At 40.3% G+C, this 23,213-nt stretch carries 20 protein-coding genes; 12 read left to right on the top strand and 8 right to left on the bottom strand.

The window, feature by feature from the left end:
• A partial coding sequence (locus GSQ74_RS03425; RefSeq protein WP_174236906.1) for a ribonuclease E/G occupies positions 1-413 on the top strand: 413 nt, incomplete at its 5' end.
• 68 nt (positions 414-481) lie between these two features.
• Here the strand turns inward: GSQ74_RS03425 and GSQ74_RS03420 are convergent.
• On the bottom strand, positions 482-1,447 hold the full coding sequence (locus tag GSQ74_RS03420; RefSeq protein ID WP_158990095.1) for a KilA-N domain-containing protein: 966 nt from the start codon (positions 1,445-1,447) through the stop codon (positions 482-484).
• Positions 1,448-1,622: 175 nt separating this feature from the next.
• Between GSQ74_RS03420 and radA the strand changes: the two genes are divergently transcribed.
• From radA to GSQ74_RS03405, 3 genes are all read left to right on the top strand, one after another.
• A complete protein-coding gene (radA, locus tag GSQ74_RS03415) occupies positions 1,623-3,080 on the top strand; it encodes a DNA repair protein RadA (protein WP_158990093.1) in 1,458 nt (485 codons plus the stop codon).
• 283 nt (positions 3,081-3,363) lie between these two features.
• Positions 3,364-3,792 (top strand): DUF4920 domain-containing protein, encoded by a 429-nt coding sequence (locus tag GSQ74_RS03410; RefSeq protein WP_158990091.1) that lies wholly within the window; start codon positions 3,364-3,366, stop codon positions 3,790-3,792.
• 67 nt (positions 3,793-3,859) lie between these two features.
• On the top strand, positions 3,860-4,138 hold the full coding sequence (locus GSQ74_RS03405; RefSeq protein ID WP_158990089.1) for a (2Fe-2S) ferredoxin domain-containing protein: 279 nt from the start codon (positions 3,860-3,862) through the stop codon (positions 4,136-4,138).
• On the opposite strand, the gene GSQ74_RS03400 is transcribed toward GSQ74_RS03405, so the two are convergent.
• The 3 genes from GSQ74_RS03400 to carB form a co-directional block, all read right to left on the bottom strand.
• Positions 4,135-4,665 carry a ferritin gene (locus GSQ74_RS03400; RefSeq protein WP_158990087.1) on the bottom strand — a complete coding sequence of 177 codons (531 nt, stop codon included), beginning with the start codon at positions 4,663-4,665 and terminating at the stop codon, positions 4,135-4,137. The genes GSQ74_RS03405 and GSQ74_RS03400 overlap by 4 nt on opposite strands.
• Before the next feature lie 93 nt (positions 4,666-4,758).
• Positions 4,759-5,127 carry a hypothetical protein gene (locus GSQ74_RS03395; RefSeq protein WP_158990085.1) on the bottom strand — a complete coding sequence of 123 codons (369 nt, stop codon included), beginning with the start codon at positions 5,125-5,127 and terminating at the stop codon, positions 4,759-4,761.
• A gap of 251 nt (positions 5,128-5,378) precedes the next feature.
• Entirely contained in the window at positions 5,379-8,195 is a 2,817-nt protein-coding gene (gene carB, locus GSQ74_RS03390) for a carbamoyl-phosphate synthase large subunit (protein WP_158990083.1), read from the bottom strand.
• Positions 8,196-8,438: 243 nt separating this feature from the next.
• Between carB and GSQ74_RS03385 the strand changes: the two genes are divergently transcribed.
• Entirely contained in the window at positions 8,439-8,966 is a 528-nt protein-coding gene (locus tag GSQ74_RS03385) for a hypothetical protein (RefSeq protein ID WP_158990081.1), read from the top strand.
• Position 8,967: 1 nt separating this feature from the next.
• Here GSQ74_RS03385 and panD read toward each other — a convergent pair whose 3' ends face one another.
• Together panD and panC are read right to left on the bottom strand one after the other, a co-directional pair.
• Positions 8,968-9,318 carry an aspartate 1-decarboxylase gene (panD, locus tag GSQ74_RS03380; RefSeq protein ID WP_158990079.1) on the bottom strand — a complete coding sequence of 117 codons (351 nt, stop codon included), beginning with the start codon at positions 9,316-9,318 and terminating at the stop codon, positions 8,968-8,970.
• A gap of 82 nt (positions 9,319-9,400) precedes the next feature.
• Positions 9,401-10,237: a pantoate--beta-alanine ligase gene (panC, locus tag GSQ74_RS03375; protein ID WP_158990077.1), complete on the bottom strand. Its 837-nt coding sequence runs from the start codon at positions 10,235-10,237 to the stop codon at positions 9,401-9,403.
• 155 nt (positions 10,238-10,392) lie between these two features.
• Between panC and GSQ74_RS03370 the strand changes: the two genes are divergently transcribed.
• The 5 genes from GSQ74_RS03370 (at position 10,393) to GSQ74_RS03350 (ending at position 16,419) form a co-directional block, all read left to right on the top strand.
• A complete protein-coding gene (locus tag GSQ74_RS03370) occupies positions 10,393-11,217 on the top strand; it encodes a glycogen/starch synthase (RefSeq protein ID WP_158990075.1) in 825 nt (274 codons plus the stop codon).
• A gap of 16 nt (positions 11,218-11,233) precedes the next feature.
• On the top strand, positions 11,234-12,721 hold the full coding sequence (locus GSQ74_RS03365) for a DUF4270 family protein (protein WP_158990074.1): 1,488 nt from the start codon (positions 11,234-11,236) through the stop codon (positions 12,719-12,721).
• A gap of 107 nt (positions 12,722-12,828) precedes the next feature.
• Positions 12,829-14,664: a glutamine--fructose-6-phosphate transaminase (isomerizing) gene (gene glmS, locus GSQ74_RS03360; RefSeq protein ID WP_158990072.1), complete on the top strand. Its 1,836-nt coding sequence runs from the start codon at positions 12,829-12,831 to the stop codon at positions 14,662-14,664.
• A gap of 82 nt (positions 14,665-14,746) precedes the next feature.
• Entirely contained in the window at positions 14,747-15,484 is a 738-nt protein-coding gene (truB, locus tag GSQ74_RS03355; protein ID WP_158990070.1) for a tRNA pseudouridine(55) synthase TruB, read from the top strand.
• 2 nt (positions 15,485-15,486) lie between these two features.
• On the top strand, positions 15,487-16,419 hold the full coding sequence (locus GSQ74_RS03350; RefSeq protein WP_158990068.1) for a bifunctional riboflavin kinase/FAD synthetase: 933 nt from the start codon (positions 15,487-15,489) through the stop codon (positions 16,417-16,419).
• Here GSQ74_RS03350 and GSQ74_RS03345 read toward each other — a convergent pair whose 3' ends face one another.
• Positions 16,420-17,055: a LysE family translocator gene (locus tag GSQ74_RS03345; protein ID WP_158990066.1), complete on the bottom strand. Its 636-nt coding sequence runs from the start codon at positions 17,053-17,055 to the stop codon at positions 16,420-16,422.
• A 143-nt stretch (positions 17,056-17,198) separates the two neighbouring features.
• On the opposite strand from GSQ74_RS03345, the gene GSQ74_RS03340 reads away from it, so the two are divergent.
• Positions 17,199-18,125: a cobalamin-binding protein gene (locus tag GSQ74_RS03340; protein ID WP_158990064.1), complete on the top strand. Its 927-nt coding sequence runs from the start codon at positions 17,199-17,201 to the stop codon at positions 18,123-18,125.
• 72 nt (positions 18,126-18,197) lie between these two features.
• On the top strand, positions 18,198-20,738 hold the full coding sequence (locus GSQ74_RS03335) for a family 20 glycosylhydrolase (protein ID WP_158990062.1): 2,541 nt from the start codon (positions 18,198-18,200) through the stop codon (positions 20,736-20,738).
• A gap of 178 nt (positions 20,739-20,916) precedes the next feature.
• Here the strand turns inward: GSQ74_RS03335 and GSQ74_RS03330 are convergent, their stop codons facing one another.
• Complete coding sequence (locus tag GSQ74_RS03330; protein ID WP_254060800.1) at positions 20,917-22,824, bottom strand: TonB-dependent receptor; 1,908 nt, start codon at positions 22,822-22,824, stop codon at positions 20,917-20,919.
• Between the last annotated feature and the right edge of the window lie 389 nt (positions 22,825-23,213).

The raw sequence follows: 23,213 nt of genomic DNA, 5'->3' as shown, positions 1-23,213 counted from the left end.
TTTTTGATTACCTGCGTGATGAAATGGCACACGACAGGGCTAAACACACCATTTTGCCTCCGAGCAAATTTGGGCTGGTACAAATTACCCGCCAGCGTGTACGCCCTGAAATGAACATTGTTACCAGCGAGGTTTGCCCCGCATGTGGTGGCACGGGCACCATACGCCCAACTATTTTGCTGATAGATGATATTGAAAACAACTTCAATTACATACTAGATGAGCAAAACGAAAAAAATATTACACTTTGCGTTCACCCATATATTGAGGCCTACATTAAAAAAGGCCTGGTAACATTGCAAATGCGGTGGTACTTTAAATATGGCAAATGGATAAAGGTTAAAAGCAACCCAGCTTACCAAATAGCAGAGTTCCATTTCTTCAACGCAAAAGAAGAAGAGATAAAGTTATAATTTGCAATTGCAGAATATTGAAAAGTGCAGATGTTTGAAAAAGCATCTGCACTTTTTGTTTAACGTATCTAAAATAATTCTCCGTCCCCTTTCGGAGGCTGTTTATCAGACTTTGGTAAACCGGACTTAACCTCTCTTAAGTCTGGTGTTTGTTTTTCATTATCGACTTTTCTTATGTCAATTCTTTTATACTTTTCAATACTGGGGCTATCAATAAGCGTATCTTGAATTGCTTTACTTTTCATTAATGATTTAACTTGTTCAACAGCTGCTTGTTTTAACGTTAGTATCCTGTCGTATTGTTGTACGCCATTTCTGATCAATTCTGCATTTAAAGGTTCTAGGTTAGCTATCAATATTAGTTGATGGGTAGTTCCATAATCTCTAATGTTTTGCCCTTTTTTTACGAGGTCGGGATTCTTAGCATTCCACTCTTTAGCTGTAGTATCAAAAACTACTTTATTTAATACCTCGGCTTCTTCAGCATAAATTAAGCCCTCTAATTTTTTAGGTAGATTACGTAGTGGTATTAATACATCCTGTATTGCATCAGTTTGAATTCTATAATTAGCCTTGGTAAGGAATCTTCTAAAATCCCAAACTTGATCTATGCCACTCGCTTCTCTTTGTTTAAGATTTTTAAACTCACTAATTAATAGTAATTTAAATTCTGGGCTTATATAAGTACCAAATTCAAATGCAATATCGATTTGCGCCCAACTACCTCCATATCTACCTGCTTTAGCCTCTATTCCAATGGCATTGGTTTTTTCAATCCATTTTTTAATAGAGAGGAAATAACTTCCAGAACCTACGTTTTCTCTAATTCCCCGGAATTCCGGGGAATTAAAACTAGGGTTATATAATTGTTCCCAAACGCCCAAGAAATCAACTGTATTTTTACTATTTATCCATCGCTCAATTAATTTGTTTCCATCCTCAAAACCTGATACCATTTCGGTCAAACTGATATAGTCATTGCCATTTTTATTAATAACAGTTATTTGTGTTCCGTTGATATTTATTTTACTCATGTCTAATAAAATTTTTATCTTTTTAAATGGACTAAGAATTGAATTATATTGAATGAAATTACAGATATAATTAACATTCTAAAATCAAATATAGCTAATTTTATTAGTAAATTAAATTGTGATACGTAATAAAATCAGCACCTTTGCACTTCTATTATTAATTCTGTACATCTAGATGGCTAAATCCAAAATTGCATATTTTTGTCAGAGCTGTGGCTTTGAGGCGGCTAAGTGGCTGGGCAAATGCCCGTCGTGTGGGGCATGGAATACTTTTGTAGAGGAGATTATTGAGAAACCTAATTCTTCTGTCCCCGATTGGAAAGCTACATCATCCACCACCCAACAACGTGCCAACAAGCCAGTAGAGATTCCTGATATTACTTTCAGCGAGGAACATCGCATGCTTACGCCTGATAAGGAATTTAACCGTGTATTGGGCGGCGGTATTGTAGCGGGATCATTAGTGTTGATTGGTGGTGAGCCCGGGATTGGTAAATCAACCTTGATGCTACAATTGGCTTTAAGTATGCCCGCTATTAAGGTTTTGTATATCTCCGGCGAGGAAAGCGAGCGCCAAATTAAAATGCGGGCAGAAAGACTTGATCCTGCCGGAATAGAATCAAGAGTTAAAAATCAGGAATCAGGAGAGAGCACCTTAAAATTCGGCAGAAACTGTTATATCCTAACCGAAACATCTACCCAAAACATATTTAAACAAATTGAGCAATTGGAGCCTGATTTAGTAGTGGTGGATTCTATACAAACGCTGCATTCATCACATATTGAATCAACACCGGGCAGCGTATCACAGGTACGTGAATGTACTGCCGAATTGTTGCGTTTTGCCAAGGAAAGTTCCACCCCCGTATTCCTTATCGGCCATATAACCAAAGATGGCATGATTGCAGGCCCGAAAATACTGGAGCATATGGTTGATACAGTCTTGCAGTTTGAAGGCGACAGACACCACGTTTACCGCATTTTACGGGCGGTTAAAAACCGCTTCGGCTCAGCATCAGAGTTGGGGATATATGAAATGCTGGGCGAGGGCTTGCGCGAAGTATCTAACCCATCCGAAATATTACTGTCACAACGTGATGAACCATTAAGCGGCATTACCATATCCGCAACCTTAGAGGGCATGCGCCCCATGCTGATAGAAACCCAAGCATTGGTAAGTGTTTCGCCATACGGAACACCGCAACGAACCGCGACTGGTTTTGATACCAAACGTATGAGTATGCTTTTGGCGGTGCTAGAGAAACGCTGTGGTTTTAAACTCGGCATAAAAGACGTGTTCCTGAATATTACAGGCGGCATCCGTGTGGAAGACCCTGCAATTGACCTGGGATTAGCTGCCGCCATTATATCATCAAATGAGGATATTCCTATCCCATTCAAAACTTGCTTTGCCGGGGAAATTGGCTTATCAGGTGAAATACGTGCAGTTAACCGAGTAGAGCAGCGTATTGCCGAGGCTGAAAAATTGGGCTTTGAGCAGATTTTTATATCTAAATACAACCTGCCGTCTGGTGGAGGTAAGGATAAAAAACGTATTGACCTTTCGCGATATAAGATCGAGGTGAAAACTGTCGGTAATATTGAAGAGGTTTTTGGGCTACTATTCGGATAATTTCAACTGGCTGTCATGCTAAGCATAGTCGAAGCATGTGGGCAGGCCTTTACGCTCACGCTTCGACTACGCTCAGCATGACAGCCCCTCTTTAATCTATCGTTCTTATTGAATAGATGCAAACAAGAAGATTAAAGACCTACGAAGTTTTCAAAACTTCGTAAGTCTGACAGGGTTTAAACAAACATGTCATGCTTCAACTACGCATAACAAGCCCCTCCACTCTGCAAATCAATTCAAACTAAGCAATAAAATAATTGTTATCTGTTTAAACACCAGCAACATGAAAACATTACTGCTTGCTTTCGCTATATTATCTTCGAGCCTTGCCTTCGCTCAAAAAAAAGGTACCATCTACGGATCGAAACCAAATGGAATTGAAGCAATTGAAGCCAATAATCTGGATGCTTTTATGGGTACAAAACCCCGGATAAGTACCAGCATTAGGGGCGTGGTGGTTAAAGTAACCCAAACTAAAGGCGGGTGGTTTGAAATAAGCGCAGGCAACGGAAAGGTAATAGCTGCCCATTTCTCTAAATATGATGTTACCATACCAACAAGCTTAGCAGGCCATACCGTAATTGCCGAAGGTATTGCCGCAAGACAATTTGCAGCTGACGATAGCCAGCACCTGGCTGGTCAGAAAGCCCAGCATGCTACTAATTCTAAAGAATTAACCTTTGAGGTAACCGGGTTAATGGTAGAGAAATAGCCCTGCTGATAATATACTGTCGTTCAGAACATATATCTTTATTTGCTATTTTACATTTATAATAATAATGGGAAAGTTCACCATACCCGAACGGGTAATTTATGTATGTACCGGAAGCAAGTGTAGCAAACGCGGCGGAAAAGAACTGTACAAAAACGTAAAAGCTTTTTCGAAATATTACGGCGATAAAAATGATCTTGAAGTAATCCAAGTCGATTGTTTCGACCGCTGTAAATACGCACCAGTATGTAATATTCAGCCAGATAATATCTGGCTGAAGGAATACCATGAAAAAGAGGTACTAAAAGTACTACAAATAATTATGCAGGATCAACCTAAAGTTTAGGCCTCGCTATCATATTGTATCTTACCAATATGTTTGTCAATTTCCCAATGGCCGGTTCCTTGCTCACCAATAATTTCAAATAATTCAATAGCACGGCGGGCTTTATATTCTTCTTCACGCTGTTCTTTAAAGAACCAGTTTAAAAATTCAAGGGTTACATAATCCTGCTCTTTGTGGCAACGGGCAGCAATACTTTTGATGGATTGCGTAACGCTAATCTCCTGGTCAAGTGCATCTTCAAATATTTCGCGGAACGAATTGTATTCAATTTTCAATCCAGTAATATCAGGGGATACAGATGTACCGCCCATATCTAAAATATACTTAAAGAATTTAAGCTGGTGATGCCTTTCCTCGTCAGATTGTTTGAAGAAATAGGCAGCAGAGTTATCAAAACCATTCCTATCGCACCAGGATGCCATAGCTAAATAAATGGCAGATGATTGTGCTTCTTTACGGATCTGTTGGTTGATCAGGCTCTCAATTTCAGCAGAAATAAGGCATTTGGCGCGCATAATATCTTTCATAACACTAATTTTAAGTATAGGTTATAACAATAATAATGCTATAAATTGAGAAATCAACCTATAACCATCAATATGAAATGAGTCTAAATAAGTTTAAACCGCTAAGCGGTACAGGCGATCTTGAATAATATGGTTCAATTCAAGCATAGTAAATGTGCCTTGTAATAGTTCTTTTAAGGCAATAATTTCCAGTGTAGATAGCACATAAAAATGGTCGCTTGCGCAGATAAAAACGATTTCTATATCAGCTGATTTAGCATTTTTAAGCAGAAGGGCTTCGATGTCGATATTATAAACAGCTTTTTTGAGTAAAAGCAAGCAACGATAATCAAAGCGTGAAACCTTACCGGCAAAATCAATATACCAGCAATTTTCTCTATCGCATTGTGATACACTACCTGATTTTGTAGAGAATACCTCCTGTAATTTTACCTGGCTATCAATAGTTTCTATCACCTGCATCTATCTTTATAAAACAAAAGTCGGCATTATTTATAATCAATCCAAATAAAAGGAAAGGAAAATAAAATTTAAGCATTAGAAGCTGCCTGAAAAAACTATGTCATTGCGAGGAACGAAGCAATCGCGAACTTTGCATGGCGGCTTTTCTACGTGCGATTGCTTCGTTCTTCGCAATGACATGGTATGAAAAAAGGCCGAAAGATATACTTCCGGCCTTCTAATATTTACTCCTCCTTTAAGGGGTTGGGGGATTATTTGCTCAAATACATTGATTTCTCTTTGTACAAGTGCCTAAAGTATGGGTCCTCTAAGTTTGGTATAAAACGGATGGCTTCACCTGTTGATTTCATCTCAGGGCCTAGTTGTTTGTTCACTTCAGGGAATTTATCGAAAGAGAATACCGGTTCTTTTATCGCGTAGCCCTCCAGCTTGCGAACGATGGTAAAGTCCTTCAACTTATTAGCCTCTAACATGATCTTAGCCGCGATGTTGATGTATGGTACATCGTAAGCTTTTGCTATGAACGGTACGGTACGTGATGCGCGAGGATTCGCTTCGATTACATAAACCTTCTCATCTTTTATAGCGAACTGTATGTTTAATAAACCACGAACATTTAATGCTATCGCGATCTTTTTGGTATACTCTTCCATATGGCTGATCACATTGTCTGATAGATCAAACGGTGGCAATACCGCGAATGAATCACCTGAGTGGATCCCCGCAGGCTCTATATGCTCCATTAAACCGATGATGTGTACATCGTCACCATCACTTATCGAATCAGATTCTGCTTCAGAAGCACGGTCAAGGAAATGGTCGATCAATACACGATTACCGGGAAGATTTTTCAACAAGCTTACTACTGCTTTTTCCAGATCTTCGTCGTTAATCACAATGCTCATACCCTGCCCGCCTAACACGTAGCTTGGGCGAACTAGTACCGGGTAACCTACATGGTGTGCAACTTCCAATGCTTCTTCAGCACTTTCAGCAACACCGTATCTTGGATACGGGATCTCCAATTCTTTCAACAGATCAGAGAAACGACCGCGATCCTCGGCTATATCCATGTTATCAAATGAAGTACCGATGATCTTGATGCCATGCTCGTGCATTTTTTCAGCCATCTTTAAAGCTGTTTGCCCGCCAAGCTGAACAATTACACCATAAGGTTTTTCTAGCTCGATGATTTCACGTACATGCTCCCAATATACCGGCTCAAAGTATAGCTTATCAGCCATGTTAAAGTCGGTTGATACCGTCTCAGGGTTACAGTTAACCATGATGGCTTCAAAACCTGCTTCTTTGGCGGCAAGCAAACCGTGAACACAGCTATAATCAAACTCAATACCCTGGCCAATACGGTTAGGGCCCGAGCCTAATACAATGATTTTCTTTTTGTCGGATACTTTCGATTCATTCTCACCTTCGTAAGTTGAGTAGTAGTATGGTGTTTGCGCGTTGAATTCCGCAGCGCAGGTATCCACCATTTTATAAACGCGGTTAATGCCTAAGGCTTTACGGCGCTGGTAAACGTCCTCTTCGGTAACGTTACCTAATATGTAGGCGATTTGTGTATCCGAAAATCCTTTTTGTTTAAGGGTGAAGAAGAAATCTTCAGGGATATTATTCAGGTTATAGCGGCGAAGCTCAGTTTCTAAGTTAACCACATCAACAATCTGATTCAGGAACCAACGGTCAATTTTGGTAGCTTTTCTAACCGATTCAACTGGTACGCCTAAACTCAACGCATCATAAATATGGAATAACCGGTCCCAGCTTGGATGCTCCAGGCTGTGCATAATTTCTTCCAGGTTGCGGCTTTGGCGGCCATCGGCACCTAATCCGGCACGACCGATCTCTAAACTTTGGCAGGCTTTCTGTAAAGCTTCAATAAAGCTGCGGCCTATACCCATTACCTCACCTACTGATTTCATTTGAAGGCCTAACTCGCGGTTAGCACCTTTAAATTTATCAAAGTTCCAGCGAGGGATCTTTACAATCACGTAATCCAAAGTCGGCTCAAAGTAAGCGGATGTTGTTTTGGTGATCTGATTTTCTATTTCGTCAAGGTTATAACCTATAGCTAGTTTAGCAGCAATTTTAGCGATTGGGTAACCGGTTGCTTTTGATGCTAAAGCGGATGAACGTGATACACGCGGGTTAATTTCGATAGCGATGATAGATTCATCAGCTGGGTTAACCGAGAACTGTACGTTACAGCCACCTGCGAAATTACCAATGGCGCGCATCATTTTGATGGCTTGGTTACGCATATCCTGGTAGCAACGGTCGCTCAATGTCATGGCTGGTGCCACGGTGATCGAGTCGCCTGTATGGATCCCCATTGGGTCGAAGTTCTCTATAGAGCAAATAATAATCACGTTATCATTACTATCCCTCAATAGCTCTAACTCATATTCTTTCCAGCCTAAAACTGCCTGCTCCACCAAAACCTCATGGGTTGGTGATGCCTGCAAACCTCGGCTTAAAGCTTCATCAAATTCTTCTTTTTTGTGTACGAAACCAGCGCCTTTACCACCCAGCGTATAACTTGGGCGTATAACTAATGGAAATCCAATTTCCTGCGCGGCTTCTTTACCTTCTAAAAACGAGTTGGCAATTTTAGATGTTGCTACGCCCACGCCGATGTCCACCATTAACTGGCGGAAAGCTTCGCGGTTTTCAGTTTTCTCAATAGCGGCTAAATCTACACCAACTATCTTTACACCGTATTTATCCCAAATTCCACGCTCGGCAACCTCAATACAAAGGTTAAGCGCTGTTTGGCCGCCCATAGTAGGCAGTACGGCATCAATTTGTTGTTCCTGTAATATTTTCTCAATACTTTCAGAAGTCAGCGGCAATAGGTATACATGATCAGCAATAACCTTATCCGTCATGATGGTGGCGGGGTTGCTGTTGATGATAGATACCGAAATACCTTCGTCTTTTAATGAAAGTGCGGCCTGCGACCCGGCATAATCAAATTCGCAAGCCTGGCCTATAATAATAGGGCCTGAACCGATAATTAATACAGATTTAATGGAGTTATCTTTGGGCATAGGGCTTTTTTATATTAAAAAGTTCTAAAGATTTAAAGTTAAATTCATTTGAGAATGTAACCGTTTTCCTATGCGCTGAAAGCGAAAATTCCCGACCTCAGCGTCGGGGTGCAAAGATAGAAAAATAGAACCATTTGAAACTTAAAATTTTCATTTTTAATATAAGGAGATAAAAACCCTATTTTTAAACTATTATTGACATTAATAGTTGATATTTATTATCCAGTATAAAACTTGTGAGATATGACTAAAAAACGATTCCCTGTTTTAATTGCTTTGCTGTTTATTTTTAGCGGTTGCGGCATGTTCGAGTCTGTTGTTAAATCAACATTCCCATATACAACAAACCTTACTATTCCGGCATCATCGCAACCCGGAAAGCAGTATACAGCCGTAAACATAGCCACCAGCTATGATCAAAATTTTACTAAGGATGGAAATAATGCCAACCATGTTGGCGAAGTAATGGTTGTATCGGCCAAGCTAAGGTCTACTGATCCGGCCGGCTTTAATATTGGGAACTTAGAATATGTTAAGTTCTACATGGCTAAACATGACGGTAGCGATGAGATTTTAGTAGCCTCCAGAACCGACATTACCAAAGGTGTTGGCAATAGCATGGTATTGGATATTGATAACTCTAATTTTTTAGATCAACTAGTGCGCCAGCCTGATGTTAGGATACGTATGGTTTACAAACTACGCGATGGGGTTGATACCGATGTTACTGTAAAACTAATTTTAGGGCTGAGTGCCTATCCTAACAATTAGTTTATTTTATCAACTGATTATCAATATCCGGGAAGATAGCTATTGGTTGATAAGTGCGGGCCTCATCCATTTCCATGTATCCGTATGACATGATGATAACAACGTCGCCAACTTGTGCCAGGCGTGCTGTAGCACCGTTAAGGCATATAGTACCGCTGCCGCGTTCGCCTTTAATTACATACGTTTCAAAGCGGGCACCGTTGTTGTTATTTACTATCTGAACCTTCTCGTTGGCAATAATATTTGCCGCATCCATTAAATCCTCATCAATCGTAATGCTACCCACATAATTCAGTTCTGCCTGGGTTACACGTGCACGATGGATCTTAGATTTTAATACCTCAATTATCATGGCGCAAAGTTAATGCTTTATATTTCATACTTCATAATTCAAGCTTCATGCCAATGTAAACTCATCGGCAAGTCGCTCACTATCAGCCTATCAAAACATTGTCTATCAGGCGTGTTTTACCAACCCTGGCGGCTACCAACGCAACCACTTTTTTAGTGGACTGATTTGCCGGGTGTAAAGTATCTCCATCAACCAACTCAAAATATTCCAGTGATACACCATCCTCTGTATTTATAGCTTCGGCCGCTTTAGCCTGTAAGACAGCAATATTATTGCTATCGAAATTATCCTTAACCCAATTAAGTGTTTTTGATAGGATAAGCGAATGTAACCTGTCTTCAGCCGTTAAATGAATATTGCGTGAGCTCATAGCCAGGCCATCTTCTTCCCTTAAAATTGGGCACATAACTAACTTAACCGGTAGATTTAGCAATTCAACCATTTTGGCTATCACCATAATTTGCTGGTAGTCCTTTTGGCCAAAATAAGCCGTATCTGGTTTAAGTATATTAAACAGCTTATAAACTACTTGTGTTACCCCCTGATAATGCCCCGGGCGAAACGTCCCCTCCAATAAGTGCTCTATTTCACCAAGCGCTAAATGCCAATGCTCATTATCAGCATACATTTCGCTCACCTCTGGGTTAAATAAAATATCGCATCCTGCCTGCTCTAGCATTTGGGTATCGTGGGCTATCGGGCGGGGGTATTTTTCAAGATCGGCAGGATCATTAAACTGGGTGGGATTTACAAAAATGCTACAGATAACCAAATCGTTATCTTTTTTTGCCTGCTGGATAAGCGACAAGTGCCCTTGATGCAATGCCCCCATGGTTGCCACAAATCCGGTAGACAGACCTTTATTACGCAAATCAGCTAAATATTGCTGTATTTCCCGGGTTGTTGTAAATACTCTCAAGGCGTTAAAAATCTAAAAATAATCGGCGAAAGTAATTAACTAAATTAAAACAAGCGAATTTACTTGCATAATACGTTGATACTTCATATTATATTGATTATATTTGCAAACTCAAATTTTTTTGATTGCTTATATAATTTAATACTGATTTAAAGATGGGTAAAGCTAAGCTTTTGTTCATAACTCATGAAATGTCGCCTTTTCTGGAACTCTCAAAAATTTCTGAAATCACACGTCAACTCCCGCAGGCAATGCAGGAGAAAGGTTACGAAATCCGTATCCTGATGCCGCGTTTTGGAAACATTAACGAGCGCAGAAACCGCCTTCATGAAGTTATTCGGTTATCGGGAATGAATATCATTATTAATGACAATGATAATCCATTAATTATTAAAGTTGCGTCTATTCCGGCGGCGCGTATGCAGGTTTATTTTTTAGATAATGAAGAATATTTCCAGCGTAAACAGGTGTTTAACGACAAAGACGGAAAGTTTTATGCTGACAACGACGAAAGGATGATCTTCTTTTGTAAGGGCGCATTGGAGACTGTTAAAAAGCTGGGCTGGGCTCCGGATATTATCCATTGCCATGGCTGGATGAGCGCACTGGTACCGGCTTATTTAAAAACTACTTATAAAGACGATCCGACATTTAAAAACTCAAAAATAGTTTACTCTGTTTATGAGAATGATTTCGCGGAACAATTAGGCGCTGATTTTGCACACAAAGCGATAATGAGCGATATGACCGAGGCACATGTAGAGGCTTATAAACCAGGCACCAACTCTGCATTGTATGCCGGCGCAATTCAATATTCGGACGCGATAGTTTTAGGTAGCGAAAACATTGATCAGGATGTGTTAAATAATGTTAAAAACAGCCACAAATCGGTTTTGGAATTTAATTCTACATCAGATTTGGAAAATTATTACAATTTTTACGACGAAATAGCTAGTGAAGAATTAGCACAAGTTGTATAAAGCATTGAGATCATATATGAAATTTTTCCGGATAGACTTATTAACCCTGTTGATAAGTCTTTTTATTTTGAATAGCTGTAAAAACCAGGACACCGTGGGTTTTACCCTTGGTACGAAAGGCAATATAAGCGGCTCGCTGGTTGATACTGCCACTATTTTTACTAAAACAACAACTGATGATTCTGTTGTAACCAGTAGTATTGTTAAATGCCCGCTGGGATATATTAATGATCCAATATTTGGCACTACGCAATCAGACCTTATTACTGATTTAAATTTGCCCGGCATGACCTCAACATCAGGTAACGTGCCGTACACATTGCCTGCCGGTACTATAACCATTGACTCTGCAGTATTAATTTTAAAATACGCTCAGGGTTTTTATGGCGACAGCTCAGCTCACGGGACATCTAAATATGTTTTGAACGTTTATCAGTTATCGCAAAGGCAAGCTGATGGTGCTACTTATTATAGTAACACGGCCTGGGCTAATCAAGGTACTATATTGGGTAGTACAAGTATGTTAAAATACAATTTTGCTCCAAGGCCAAATACCAAGGTTATTATTGATAGCGCTGCAACTGGCAAAGCCCCGGTACCAGATACTATTTCTCCTCAAATCAGGATACCAATCAATGCAAGTTTTGTTCGTACTTCATTGTTTAGCGCGAGTTCGGCACAACTTAATTCAAACCTGATATTTAAAAACAATGTTAAAGGCTTGTATATTACTATTGACAAAACACAATCAACCGGTGTTGGCGGCACAATGATGATTTACGGTGATTCTGTATCAATGAACGTATATATTCGTTCAGCCAGTGGTACTGTTATTGATACTGCAGTTGTTAATTTGCCTGTAATATCTCATGCTTCTTATATTCATAATACCAGGTCCACAGTTTTCCAAAACGCAATAACTAATAAAACAACACTTACTGATAGCGTGGTTTATTTACAAGGCCTTGCAGGTAGCAGGGTTAAAGTAAGCTTCCCGTATCTTGATTCACTATTTAGTAATAGAAATGTGGGCGGTGTTAATAATGTAATTATAAATCGTGCGGAGTTAGTAGTTACTATGAAGCCGGTTAGTGGCGATATTCCGGGATATTTAACACCGTTGCCGCGACTTAGCTTATACGAGCTGGATATCGCACACCAACGTGTTGAATTGCCCGATGCTACAGGTTTGTCAACTGCGGATGCCGTAGGAGCTTTCGGTGGGTTCTATTCAATATATACCAAGCCCGCTAATACCTATCATTTCCTGGTTACTTCGTACTTACAAAACCGAATCACCAACAAGTTGATAGATTACGGCACCTATTTAGCGCCAATTGATACTACAAATACAACCAGTGTTGATATTACTCCTTCAGCGCAAGTGGGGGCAAGAACTATTGCAGGCGGCGGTTATGTAAATACACCAGCAAAAATACCAGGGGCCAAAAATTCGGCTTACAGCATGAGGCTTAACGTTATCTACACCAAAATAAAACCATAACAACATTAACCCCTTAAATTTATAATAGATTTAAGGGGTTAATTGTATAATTTGTATTGGTTATTATATAACGTCTGTTTACTTTTACCCAATCAAAATCTAATATTATGTGCGGAATTGTTGGCTATATAGGCTTTAGGGATGCTTACCCAATTATAATTAAGGGCTTACAACGTTTAGAATACCGCGGCTATGATAGCGCAGGTATTGCTTTGTTGGATACCGAACTTAAAGTTTATAAAAAAGCTGGTAGAGTAAGTGATCTGCAAAATTTTGTAAAGGATCTTAATTTAAGCGGAACAATTGGCATGGGCCATACCCGCTGGGCAACCCACGGCGCGCCAAGTGATCGCAACTCACATCCCCATTCTTCTGGCGACCGTAAATTAACTATCATACATAATGGTATTATTGAAAACTATGGCATTATAAAAGAGGCCTTAGTAGCAAAAGGCCATATTTTTAAAAGTGATACTGATACCGAGGTTTTAATCCACCTGGTTGAGGATATTATTCATGAAACCGGCTTAGATTTACAGGAAGCTGTTCGTATTGCCTTAAATAGGGTGATAGGGGCTTATGCCATTGTGATTATGAGCGCTGATGAACCGGATCTGTTAATCGCGGCACGTAAAGGCAGCCCAATGGTTATTGGCGTTGGTCAGGGTGAATATTTTATAGCATCAGATGCTACCCCAATAGTAGAATATACCAAAAACGTAATTTACCTGAATGATAACGAGATCGCTTACGTTCGTCGTGAAGATTTACTGGTAAAAAACATTGATAATACGGTACAAACCCCATACATACAAGAGCTTGATTTGAAATTAGAGATGCTTGAAAAAGGCGGCTATGATCATTTCATGCTAAAAGAAATTTACGAGCAACCTCGTTCTATACGTGATTGTATGCGTGGAAGGATTTATCCGCAGCAAGGTAAAGTTCAATTAGGCGGGATAAAGGAATACGCTGAAAAACTAAAAAATGTTGATCGTATAATTATCGTAGCCTGCGGAACCTCATGGCATGCTGGCTTGGTTGGCGAATATTTGATTGAGGAATATGCACGCGTACCGGTTGAGGTTGAATACGCCTCTGAATTTAGGTACCGTAATCCGATTATTACTGAAAAGGATCTGGTTATAGCCATTTCACAATCAGGTGAAACTGCCGATACCATGGCAGCCCTTGAGTTAGCTAAAGAAAAAGGCGCGACCATATTCGGTATTTGTAATGTGGTTGGCGCCTCAATACCACGCACTACCGATGCCGGTGTTTATACCCATGCAGGCCCGGAAATTGGCGTGGCATCAACCAAAGCATTTACCGCGCAGGTTACGGTGTTAACATTAATGGCATTTTACATCGCGCAGCAACGTGGTACTATCACCCAAAGTAAACTGGTTGAATACTTAACTGAACTTGATCAGGTGCCTGAACTAGTTGAAAGAGCGCTTACCTCAAATGACCATGTTAAGGAGATCGCTGAACGTTTTAAAGATTCTACCAACTGCTTGTTCCTTGGCCGCGGAAGTTCGTTCCCTGTGGCATTAGAAGGCGCTTTAAAGCTTAAAGAAATATCATACATACACGCCGAAGGTTATCCTGCTGCCGAAATGAAACACGGCCCTATCGCTTTAATTGATGATGCTATGCCGGTGATATTTATCGCCACTCAAAATTCATCATACGAAAAAGTGGTTAGCAACATACAGGAGGTTAAAGCCCGTGGCGGACACGTAATCGCTATCGTATCGGAAGGTGATGTACAGGTACGCGATATGGCCGAATATGTGATTGAAATACCACAAACCAGCGAAGCTTTTGTACCATTACTGGCAACTATACCATTGCAGTTATTGGCTTACCATATCGCGGTAATGCGTGGTTGTAATGTGGATCAGCCGCGTAACCTGGCAAAATCGGTAACAGTAGAATAAGACTTCTTAAATAAAATTAACGTGTGAACGGCAAAGGCAACTAAAAATGTACCTTTGCCGTTTTATTATTAAATAACAAATTTTGGACGCTCAGCACATCAAAAATAAGGACTTCGATTTTGCCTCCGGCGAATTGTTATTGGTTGATAAACCAGTTGGTTGGACAAGCTTTGATGTGGTGGGCAAACTGCGCAATTCATTTAAGCCGTTAAAGCTTAAAGTTGGCCATGCAGGTACACTTGATCCATTAGCTACCGGTCTGCTTATCATCTGTACTGGTAAAATGACCAAGCAGATAGATACCTTTCAAGCCGAAGAAAAAGAATATACCGGTACCATGATTTTGGGCGCGACAACCCCATCTTATGATATGGAAACCGAGCCGGATACCCAATTCGGCATCAGCCATATTACTGAAGAACAAATAAAAGCCGCTTGTGAGCAATTTACAGGTGATATACAGCAATACCCGCCCGCGCATTCCGCTATAAAGATTGATGGTGAACGCTTATACGAGAAAGCCCGTAGGGGTGAAGAGGTTAAACTTCGCTTACGCAGCGTTACCATATCCGAATTTGAAATAACACGTATTGAATTACCCGAAATTGATTTCAGGGTGGTTTGCAGCAAGGGTACTTATATCCGCTCGTTAGTGCATGATTTTGGTAAAGCGTTAAATAATGGCGCTTACCTGTCAAAACTAAGGCGTACACGCAGCGGTAATTATAAAGTTGCCGATGCCTGGGAAGTGATGGAATTGGTAAGCCTAATTAGAGAACAAAAAGCACCTAAATCCGAAATCGAAAGTCCGAATTCCTAAATATGAAGATCTATCATAACATCAGCGAATTTAAGGCCGTGAAAAACGCGGTAGTTACCATCGGCACTTTTGATGGTGTGCATTTAGGGCATCGTAAAATTATTGAAAGATTAAAGGAATTAGCCGACGAATGTGGCGGTGAAACGGTTATTCTTACTTTTTTTCCGCATCCGCGGATGATATTGCATCCCGAAGATGAAAGCCTTAAACTCATCAATACCATACACGAAAAGGCTGCTTTGTTAGAGCAACTAGGCATCGATCATTTAATTATCACGCCTTTTTCAAGGGATTTTTCAAATCAAAGTCCAGAGGCTTATATCCGCGATGTATTGGTTAATACCATCGGCACAAAAAAAATAGTGATTGGTTACGACCACCGTTTTGGGAAAGACCGGGCTGGTAACTTTGATGACCTGTTAAAGCTGTCGACAACTTACGGATACGACGTGATAGAAATCCCCGAACAGGATATTAATGATGTTGCGGTAAGCTCTACCTTGATAAGGGAGGCATTGCTAAACGGTGCTATTGAACTGGCCAATAATTTTTTAGGCTATCCCTTTTTTATAACTGGCAAAGTTGGTCGTGGCGATCAGATTGGCCGTACCATTGGTTATCCTACAGCCAATATCATGATAGAGGAAAGCTATAAGTTAATACCTGATGATGGTATCTTTTCGGCCAAGGTAATTGTTCGTGGTGTAAGCCATAAGGGAATGGCCTACATTGGTTCGCGCCCCACTATAAACGGGATTACCCGCAATATTGAGGTTAATATTTTTGATTTTGATACCGAAATTTATGGCGAAGAAATCAGCATGCAGTTTTTTAATTACGTGCGCGGTGACGTAAAGTTTGATGGTTTAGAGGGCCTAAAAATACAATTAGCTAAAGACCGGGATGATGTTTTGGCACTGTTAAGGGACCAATAGTCAAATAGCAGGGTGGTGCTTAAAAAATATCAGGTAAACCTGCTTTACTACATGGTATGCCGCGAAAGCGAAGAATAATATGGCTATAGCTGTATTAATGAACCTGGTGCTAAGGGCAAATTTACTTTGTATGTACTTGGCAAACCGGGCATATAAAAACAAACATAAAAAAGCACCCGCTGCCGATCCTATACTAAATATCACCAGGTCAATCCTACTAATAACTATCCATTCGTGGGTTATTAAATAAGTTCCGGTAATCATCCAGAATGGTATCTGCATTGGGTTTAAAAAACCTAAGAGGATGCCATACCGGATACTATCACGGTCGGAATAGGTAGTTTCAGTTGGTTTATTACGGTGTAACCAGGTAACAGCGCCCATTACTGTAAATAAAATAACCATCACCCAATCAATGGCAACATCCAGATTTACCTGGGCTGCAAGCCATTCGGCGGCATTCATGATAAAATACGTAAAGAAAAATTCAACGCAGGAAAAAGCGATAATAAAGTGCACTGCTTGCTTCAATCCGCGGTTTATGGTTATCTGTACCAATGTAAGATTGATATTTCCGGGTGGGATATAACCAACAAAATTCGCGATAAGGCCTATAAAAAACGTTAAAAGTATCATTTATGCAAAGATAGGTTTTGGATGCGTAGATATGCAAGTTTCAATTGTGCAGATGAAATTAACAAAATATTAAGTTTAAACGAGCATCATTTTAAAGCGGCTTCATCATTAACACTAAAAATCCGCACATTTGTACATTGCACATGAATAATAAAAGAATAATATCCCTGTTGCCTGCTGCTACCGAAATAGTTTGCGCCCTCGGCCTCGAACAAAATTTAGTTGGCCGCTCGCACGAATGTGATTTCCCGGAATCGGTAAAAAGTTTGCCGGTATGCTCTGAAGCAAACTTCGCGGATGATTTGAGCAGTTTGGAGATAGATATTAAGGTTAAAGAGATCCTTACCGAAGCCCTATCGATTTATACCGTTAAGCGTGAAGTAATAAAAGAGCTTGCTCCCGATGTGGTAATTACGCAGGCACAATGCGAAGTTTGCGCGGTATCATTAAAAGATGTGGAAGAAGCGTTGGATAATTATCTGGATAAAGAATCGCATATCGTATCGCTGCAACCAAATAAGCTGGATGATATTTTTGAAGATATTAAAACTGTTGCCCAGGCTTTAGATGTAACCGATGCGGGTAATGTTTTGGTGGAAGATTTGCAGGAACGGGTTGATATTATCCGTCATAAATTAAAATATGTAGAAAGCACGCCAACTGTTGCCTGTATTGAATGGTTGGAACCTTTAATGGTATCAGGTAATTGGATACCCGAAGTGGTAAGCACCGCAGGCGGCAGTAGCATTTTAGGCGAAGGCGGCAAACATTCGCCATTTGTTAAATGGGAGGATATTCAGCAAACTAATCCCGATGTGATTGTAGTAATGCCATGCGGTTTCTCCATAGAACGCACCATGAAGGAAATGAATATTTTGTTGGACTTACCCGGTTTTGCAGATTTATCCGCCGTGAAAAATAATCGACTTTATATAACAGACGGCAATCAATATTTTAACCGCCCCGGGCCAAGAATTGTTGACTCCATTGAGATTATTGCGGAAATCATTCATCCTAAATTATTTAATTTTGGCTATGAGGGTAATGGGTGGATTAAGTTTTCTTTTTAAAATATTTTAGAAAGTATTGTATTGATCTTAAAAATTGTATTTTAGTTTTTTGATAAACTAATTCCAATTAAAATGCGCCGTTTACTTACCATATTTTTTGCCACTATATTTACCCTGCAGGCATTTGCCCAAGCGGATAATTCAAAGTTTGATGCACATGCTATATCCATTACATGGGATGTGGTACAGAACAATTATCTTAACAAAAAACAATCGTTAAGCGCGTTAATAATAACTAATAATGGCAAACAAACATTGCCTGCATCAGGTTGGAAATTCTATTTTAACTCTGCACGTGATATTGCGCCTAATACTGTGAGCGGCAATGCAACCTTTGCCCAATTAAATGGTGATTTGTTTACCTTAACCCCAACCGCTACATTTCCCGAATTAAAGCCCGGCGCATCTGTTCGTGTAGAATTTACCGGCGACATAGTAGTTAACTTTACAGATTCCCCAGATGGTTTTTATTTAGTTTGGGATGCGCAACCCACTAAAGGATATGCTTTGGGCGACTTTAAAATTAATCCTTTTAACCCATCATATCCTGGTTTAGTTACTCCGGCTATCATCTACAATCAAAATAAAATAATAACTGATGTGCCGGAAAATCAGCTAACAAAAATATTCCCGACACCGGTAAGCTATGCCGAAACTAAAGGCTCTTTTACGTTAACCAATAAAGTAACTATCACGACCGACCCCGGTTTTAGCACCGAGGTTATGGATATGAAAAATGATCTGGAAAAACTGTTTGGTAAAGCCTTGCAAACCTCAGCCTTAAGCGAAACTATCGCGCTTAAACATGTTGATGGTATGGGTGCCGAAGCCTATAATTTAAGCGTAAAACCTTATCGGATCACCATTAGCGCATCAACTTCAGCAGGAATATTTTACGGAATCCAATCATTAAAAATATTAATACCGGCATCTGCCTACGCACATTCTCAAAAAACAATACAAATACCTTGTGTTGAGGTAAAAGATGAGCCGCGTTTTCCATACCGTGCATTTTTGCTGGATGTGGGGCGTAATTTTCAAACCAAGCAACAGGTGTTGAAATTTTTGGATGCGATGGCTTTATATAAGCTAAATGTGCTTCACTTTCACTTAACTGATGATGAAGGATGGCGCATAGCGTTACCATCATTACCTGAACTGACAGAAGTAAGCTCTGAACGGGGACATACATTAGATAACAAACATTTCTTACAGCCTTCGCATGGTTCAGGGCCGGATACAGGCAAACTTGCAGGCAGCGGCCATTATTCCCGTGCTGATTATATCGAGATATTAAAATACGCTACTGCAAGGCACATTGTGGTGATGCCTGAGATTGAAACTCCCGGTCATGCCCGGTCTGCTATTAAAGCAATGGATGCCCGTTATAACCGTTTAATGGCGGAAGGCAAACAAGCAGAAGCTTCAAAATATTTACTTCGCGATTTAAATGATAAATCAGTTTATAATTCGGTACAATATTGGAATGATAATGTGATCGATGTATCGCTGCCATCAACCTATACATTCTTTACTACCGTGATTGATGATTTGATAGGCATTTACAAAGAAGCCGGTGCACCATTAACTACTATACATTTTGGGGGCGATGAAGTACCTCCGCATGTTTGGGAAAAATCACCATCGTATTTAGCGTTAAAAGCGCTTCATCCTGAAATTACAAATACAGGCGATATGTGGTATTATTTTTATGGAAACATAAACCAGCTACTTAAAGCCCGCGGTTTAACCCTTGCCGGTTGGGAAGAAATGGGCTTGCGTAAAACCATGGTTGACGGCAAGCCTGATTATGTGCCAAACCCCGATTTTACTCCATACCATTTACAAACTGAGGTTTGGAATAACTCCATCGGCAGCGGACAAGAAGATCTGGCGTTTAAGCTGGCTAATGCCGGTTACAAGGTGGTGCTGTCATCAGTAACTAATCTTTATTTTGATATGGCGCATTACAAATCATTTGATGAGCCGGGTTATTACTGGGGTGCTTTTGTTGATATTGATAAACCATTCTCTTTTATCCCTTTCGATTACTTTAAGAACACGAAAGTTGACAGGGACGGCCTGCCGATAAATAAAAGTATTTTCATAGGTAAACAACGCCTAACTGATTATGGTAAAACCAACATAGCAGGCTTGCAAGGCTGTTTATGGGGTGAAAATATTAAAACACCAGAACGTATGGAATACATGATATTCCCATCGATATTAGGTTTTGCAGAGCGCGCATGGGCGCAAAACCCGCAATGGGCAACAGAGCCCGATACCACCAAAAGCGAAGCAATGTATCAACAAGCATGGTCGAATTTTGTGAATATATTGGGTAAAAATGAATTGCCGCGTTTAACTTATTTAAATGGTGGTTACGGCTACCGCATACCTAAACCGGGCGTTATTTTGCAGAATGGTAAGTATTTGGTTAACATGCAGTTTCCGGGTTTTGTGATAAGATACACCACAAACGGTAAGGATCCGGATGCCAAAAGCAAGATTTATAACGATGCTGTTACCTTGCCATTAACCGGGGTCAAATTCCGCGCGTTTGACAATAAAGGCCGGGGAAGCAACGTTTCAGAAGTACTTCTATCAAAGTAGAATAAAGCAATAAGCATAGCTTTTTCGTGAGCTATGCTTATTGCTTGTCCATTCTCAACGAAATCATTGTATATACTTTTTTGTCATTTCGACCGCAGGGAGAAATCTTCTACATTATGCATAGCGGCTAAGCAAGTCGAAGAAGATTTCTCCCTGCGGTCGAAATGACAATAGGAGATTATATCGTAACCTTCAACCCTACATAATAATTACGTAAAGCAGCGGCGTTATAATATCGGTTGCCTACAGCGTTAAGGTCATCGCCCAAACTATATTTTTCATTTAGGATATTCTCAGCACCGGCATAAATCTCAAAGTTTGATTTGCGGGATAATTGATGCGCCCAGCCCACTTTAGCAGCCAGCAAATTATAATGAGGGGCGAATGCGGTATTTGCATCATTCAGCGGGATTTTGGCGGTATAGCTATGCTCTACATAAACAAAAACCTGCTGTGGTAATTTTAGCTGTAAACTGGTGATATAAACCTGCTCCGGCACCCCGGTAAGCTGGTTATGTGTAGTACTGAAAGTGAATCTATCAATAGTAGCTGACTCGTTAAACTGCAAACCTCTAACAAATAGATTTGTATTTTGGCGAATGATCCAATCGGTAAAATAAAGCTCGAACCCGGGTTGGTTAGTGCCGCCGGAGTTGGTATAATACTCGTTTCCGTTAGCATCTTCGTGACTGATTATCGCATCATTCAACTTATAATAAAAAACAGAGGCATCCAGATACATGGTTTCATCGCTGTTGCGTAAGCGGAAACCTGTTTCGTAGTTCCAGCCATATTCGGCATCTAGTCCGGTATTAATGGCATGATCGGTTGGGCGAATCTCGGCGGTTGTAGGTGTTGAATATCCCCGACTAACAGATGCCCGCCATGCAAAATCATTGGTGAGTTGATAGGACAGCGCTATCCTTGGCATTAACTCGGGTGTAAATGGCCGGTTGGTAAAATTCGTTTCATCATTCGGGTATACATTCCTGAATTTGTAATCGTAAAAGTTTAAACTCAATGCGGTTTCTATGTGCAGTCTCCTGTTAACATCAGCCACATAGCGGGCAAACATAAAATGTTGGTTGGTGTTAATTTTATCCAGCGTTTGGGCGGTATCCCGTACACCTAAATGATTCCCATAGTTGTTAATGTCGGAGTTTGTTTGCTGCCATTCTACTCCGGCGTTAACTTTCCAGCTATAGCTTTTTCTTTCTGAACCCGTGTACTCAAAATAAGTACGGAAGCCTAAAGTGCCCTCATATCGTTGCTCATAATCAGTTAAAAAAGGATTTGTAAAGTTTACATAAGTACCAAAAACGGATAATACGTTCCGAAGATTATCGGTGATGTTTACTTCGTTTACCAACCCGCCGAAAAGCATTTTTTGGATGATACCACTATGCTGTTCAGCAGCGCCGGGTACGGTAGCCGTCGGCGGTCTTGCCGATTGTGGATCAACCTCAAACTGACTTAAAGTTAAGCCGCCCGGGGTTTGGTAATTTAAGTCGGAGTAAAAACCTAATATTTTAAGGTCATCCTGTTTGGCGTAAGTCCATTTATCCACCGCCTGGAAGTAATTGCGGTACATGCTGCTGTGTTGGCGATAGCCGCCATAAGTTTCGTATGCCTGATTGATATTTAACTGATTATTCGCCTGATGATCCTGATAAGCTACATTTTCATGAAAAAGTGAATAGGAACCACCATTAACTTCGGCAGAAACAAAATTGCTATCAGCATACCGGGCAACCGGGCTTACCAAAACCACGCCCCCCGAATTAGCGCCGAATAAACTACCATCCGGGCCTTTTAACACTTCAATATGTTGAATGCTGTTCATATCAATCGCATTCAGGTAGGTATTGCCTCCGGCATCGGTTAAAGGGATCTCGTCATAATAAATCTTTACATCACGGATACCAAAAGGCGAGCGTAATAAACTGCCGCGGATTGACAAGCGATAACTACCCGGCGAACGTTCCTCCATCCGCACACCCGGGACAGTATTTAATGCAGATACCAATGAATTGTCAGATTGTACGGCTAATTGTTCGGTGCCTAACACATTTACAGATGCAGGCACATTTAAAATAGGTTGGTTGGAAAGATAGCCCCTGACTATTACAACGTTTAAACGTCGAGAAGAATCTCTTTTTAAAGAGTCATTTTGCTGCGCTGATAAGCACAATGTACAAGTAAAAAGCAAAAATAGGGTGGAGTAGATTTTTATCACAGGGGGTTATTAATGCTATAAAATTACGATTTGTTACGTTATTTTTTTACAGGTCTTGTGCGATTCCCCTCTTAAGAGTAATAGCCCATCACATGACAGGTTGGTTATATGATGGGCAGTTTTGTCACCGCAGCGATCTCTCGCAGATTTAAGTTAACCCATAAAATAAAAAAGTTATCTTAGTGTCCCTAATGGGGATATTTGAAGAATCAAGGTGTATAACTTTACAGATTCAGGGA

It is taken from the genome of Mucilaginibacter sp. L196 (assembly GCF_009765905.1).
Classification (GTDB): Bacteria; Bacteroidota; Bacteroidia; order Sphingobacteriales; family Sphingobacteriaceae; genus Mucilaginibacter.
This window is presented reverse-complemented; position numbering and strand designations above follow the sequence as displayed.

Coding starts and splice junctions, on each gene's coding strand:
- GSQ74_RS03395 (WP_158990085.1), bottom strand. CDS start 5,127: ATGCAGGTGATAGAAACTATTGATAGCCAGGTAAAATTACAGGAGGTA.
- radA (WP_158990093.1), top strand. CDS start 1,623: ATGGCTAAATCCAAAATTGCATATTTTTGTCAGAGCTGTGGCTTTGAG.
- GSQ74_RS03335 (WP_158990062.1), top strand. CDS start 18,198: ATGCGCCGTTTACTTACCATATTTTTTGCCACTATATTTACCCTGCAG.
- GSQ74_RS03350 (WP_158990068.1), top strand. CDS start 15,487: ATGAAGATCTATCATAACATCAGCGAATTTAAGGCCGTGAAAAACGCG.
- GSQ74_RS03420 (WP_158990095.1), bottom strand. CDS start 1,447: ATGAGTAAAATAAATATCAACGGAACACAAATAACTGTTATTAATAAA.
- GSQ74_RS03340 (WP_158990064.1), top strand. CDS start 17,199: ATGAATAATAAAAGAATAATATCCCTGTTGCCTGCTGCTACCGAAATA.
- carB (WP_158990083.1), bottom strand. CDS start 8,195: ATGCCCAAAGATAACTCCATTAAATCTGTATTAATTATCGGTTCAGGC.
- GSQ74_RS03345 (WP_158990066.1), bottom strand. CDS start 17,055: ATGATACTTTTAACGTTTTTTATAGGCCTTATCGCGAATTTTGTTGGT.
- panD (WP_158990079.1), bottom strand. CDS start 9,318: ATGATAATTGAGGTATTAAAATCTAAGATCCATCGTGCACGTGTAACC.
- GSQ74_RS03365 (WP_158990074.1), top strand. CDS start 11,234: ATGAAATTTTTCCGGATAGACTTATTAACCCTGTTGATAAGTCTTTTT.
- GSQ74_RS03405 (WP_158990089.1), top strand. CDS start 3,860: ATGGGAAAGTTCACCATACCCGAACGGGTAATTTATGTATGTACCGGA.
- GSQ74_RS03400 (WP_158990087.1), bottom strand. CDS start 4,665: ATGAAAGATATTATGCGCGCCAAATGCCTTATTTCTGCTGAAATTGAG.
- GSQ74_RS03370 (WP_158990075.1), top strand. CDS start 10,393: ATGGGTAAAGCTAAGCTTTTGTTCATAACTCATGAAATGTCGCCTTTT.
- glmS (WP_158990072.1), top strand. CDS start 12,829: ATGTGCGGAATTGTTGGCTATATAGGCTTTAGGGATGCTTACCCAATT.
- GSQ74_RS03410 (WP_158990091.1), top strand. CDS start 3,364: ATGAAAACATTACTGCTTGCTTTCGCTATATTATCTTCGAGCCTTGCC.
- GSQ74_RS03385 (WP_158990081.1), top strand. CDS start 8,439: ATGACTAAAAAACGATTCCCTGTTTTAATTGCTTTGCTGTTTATTTTT.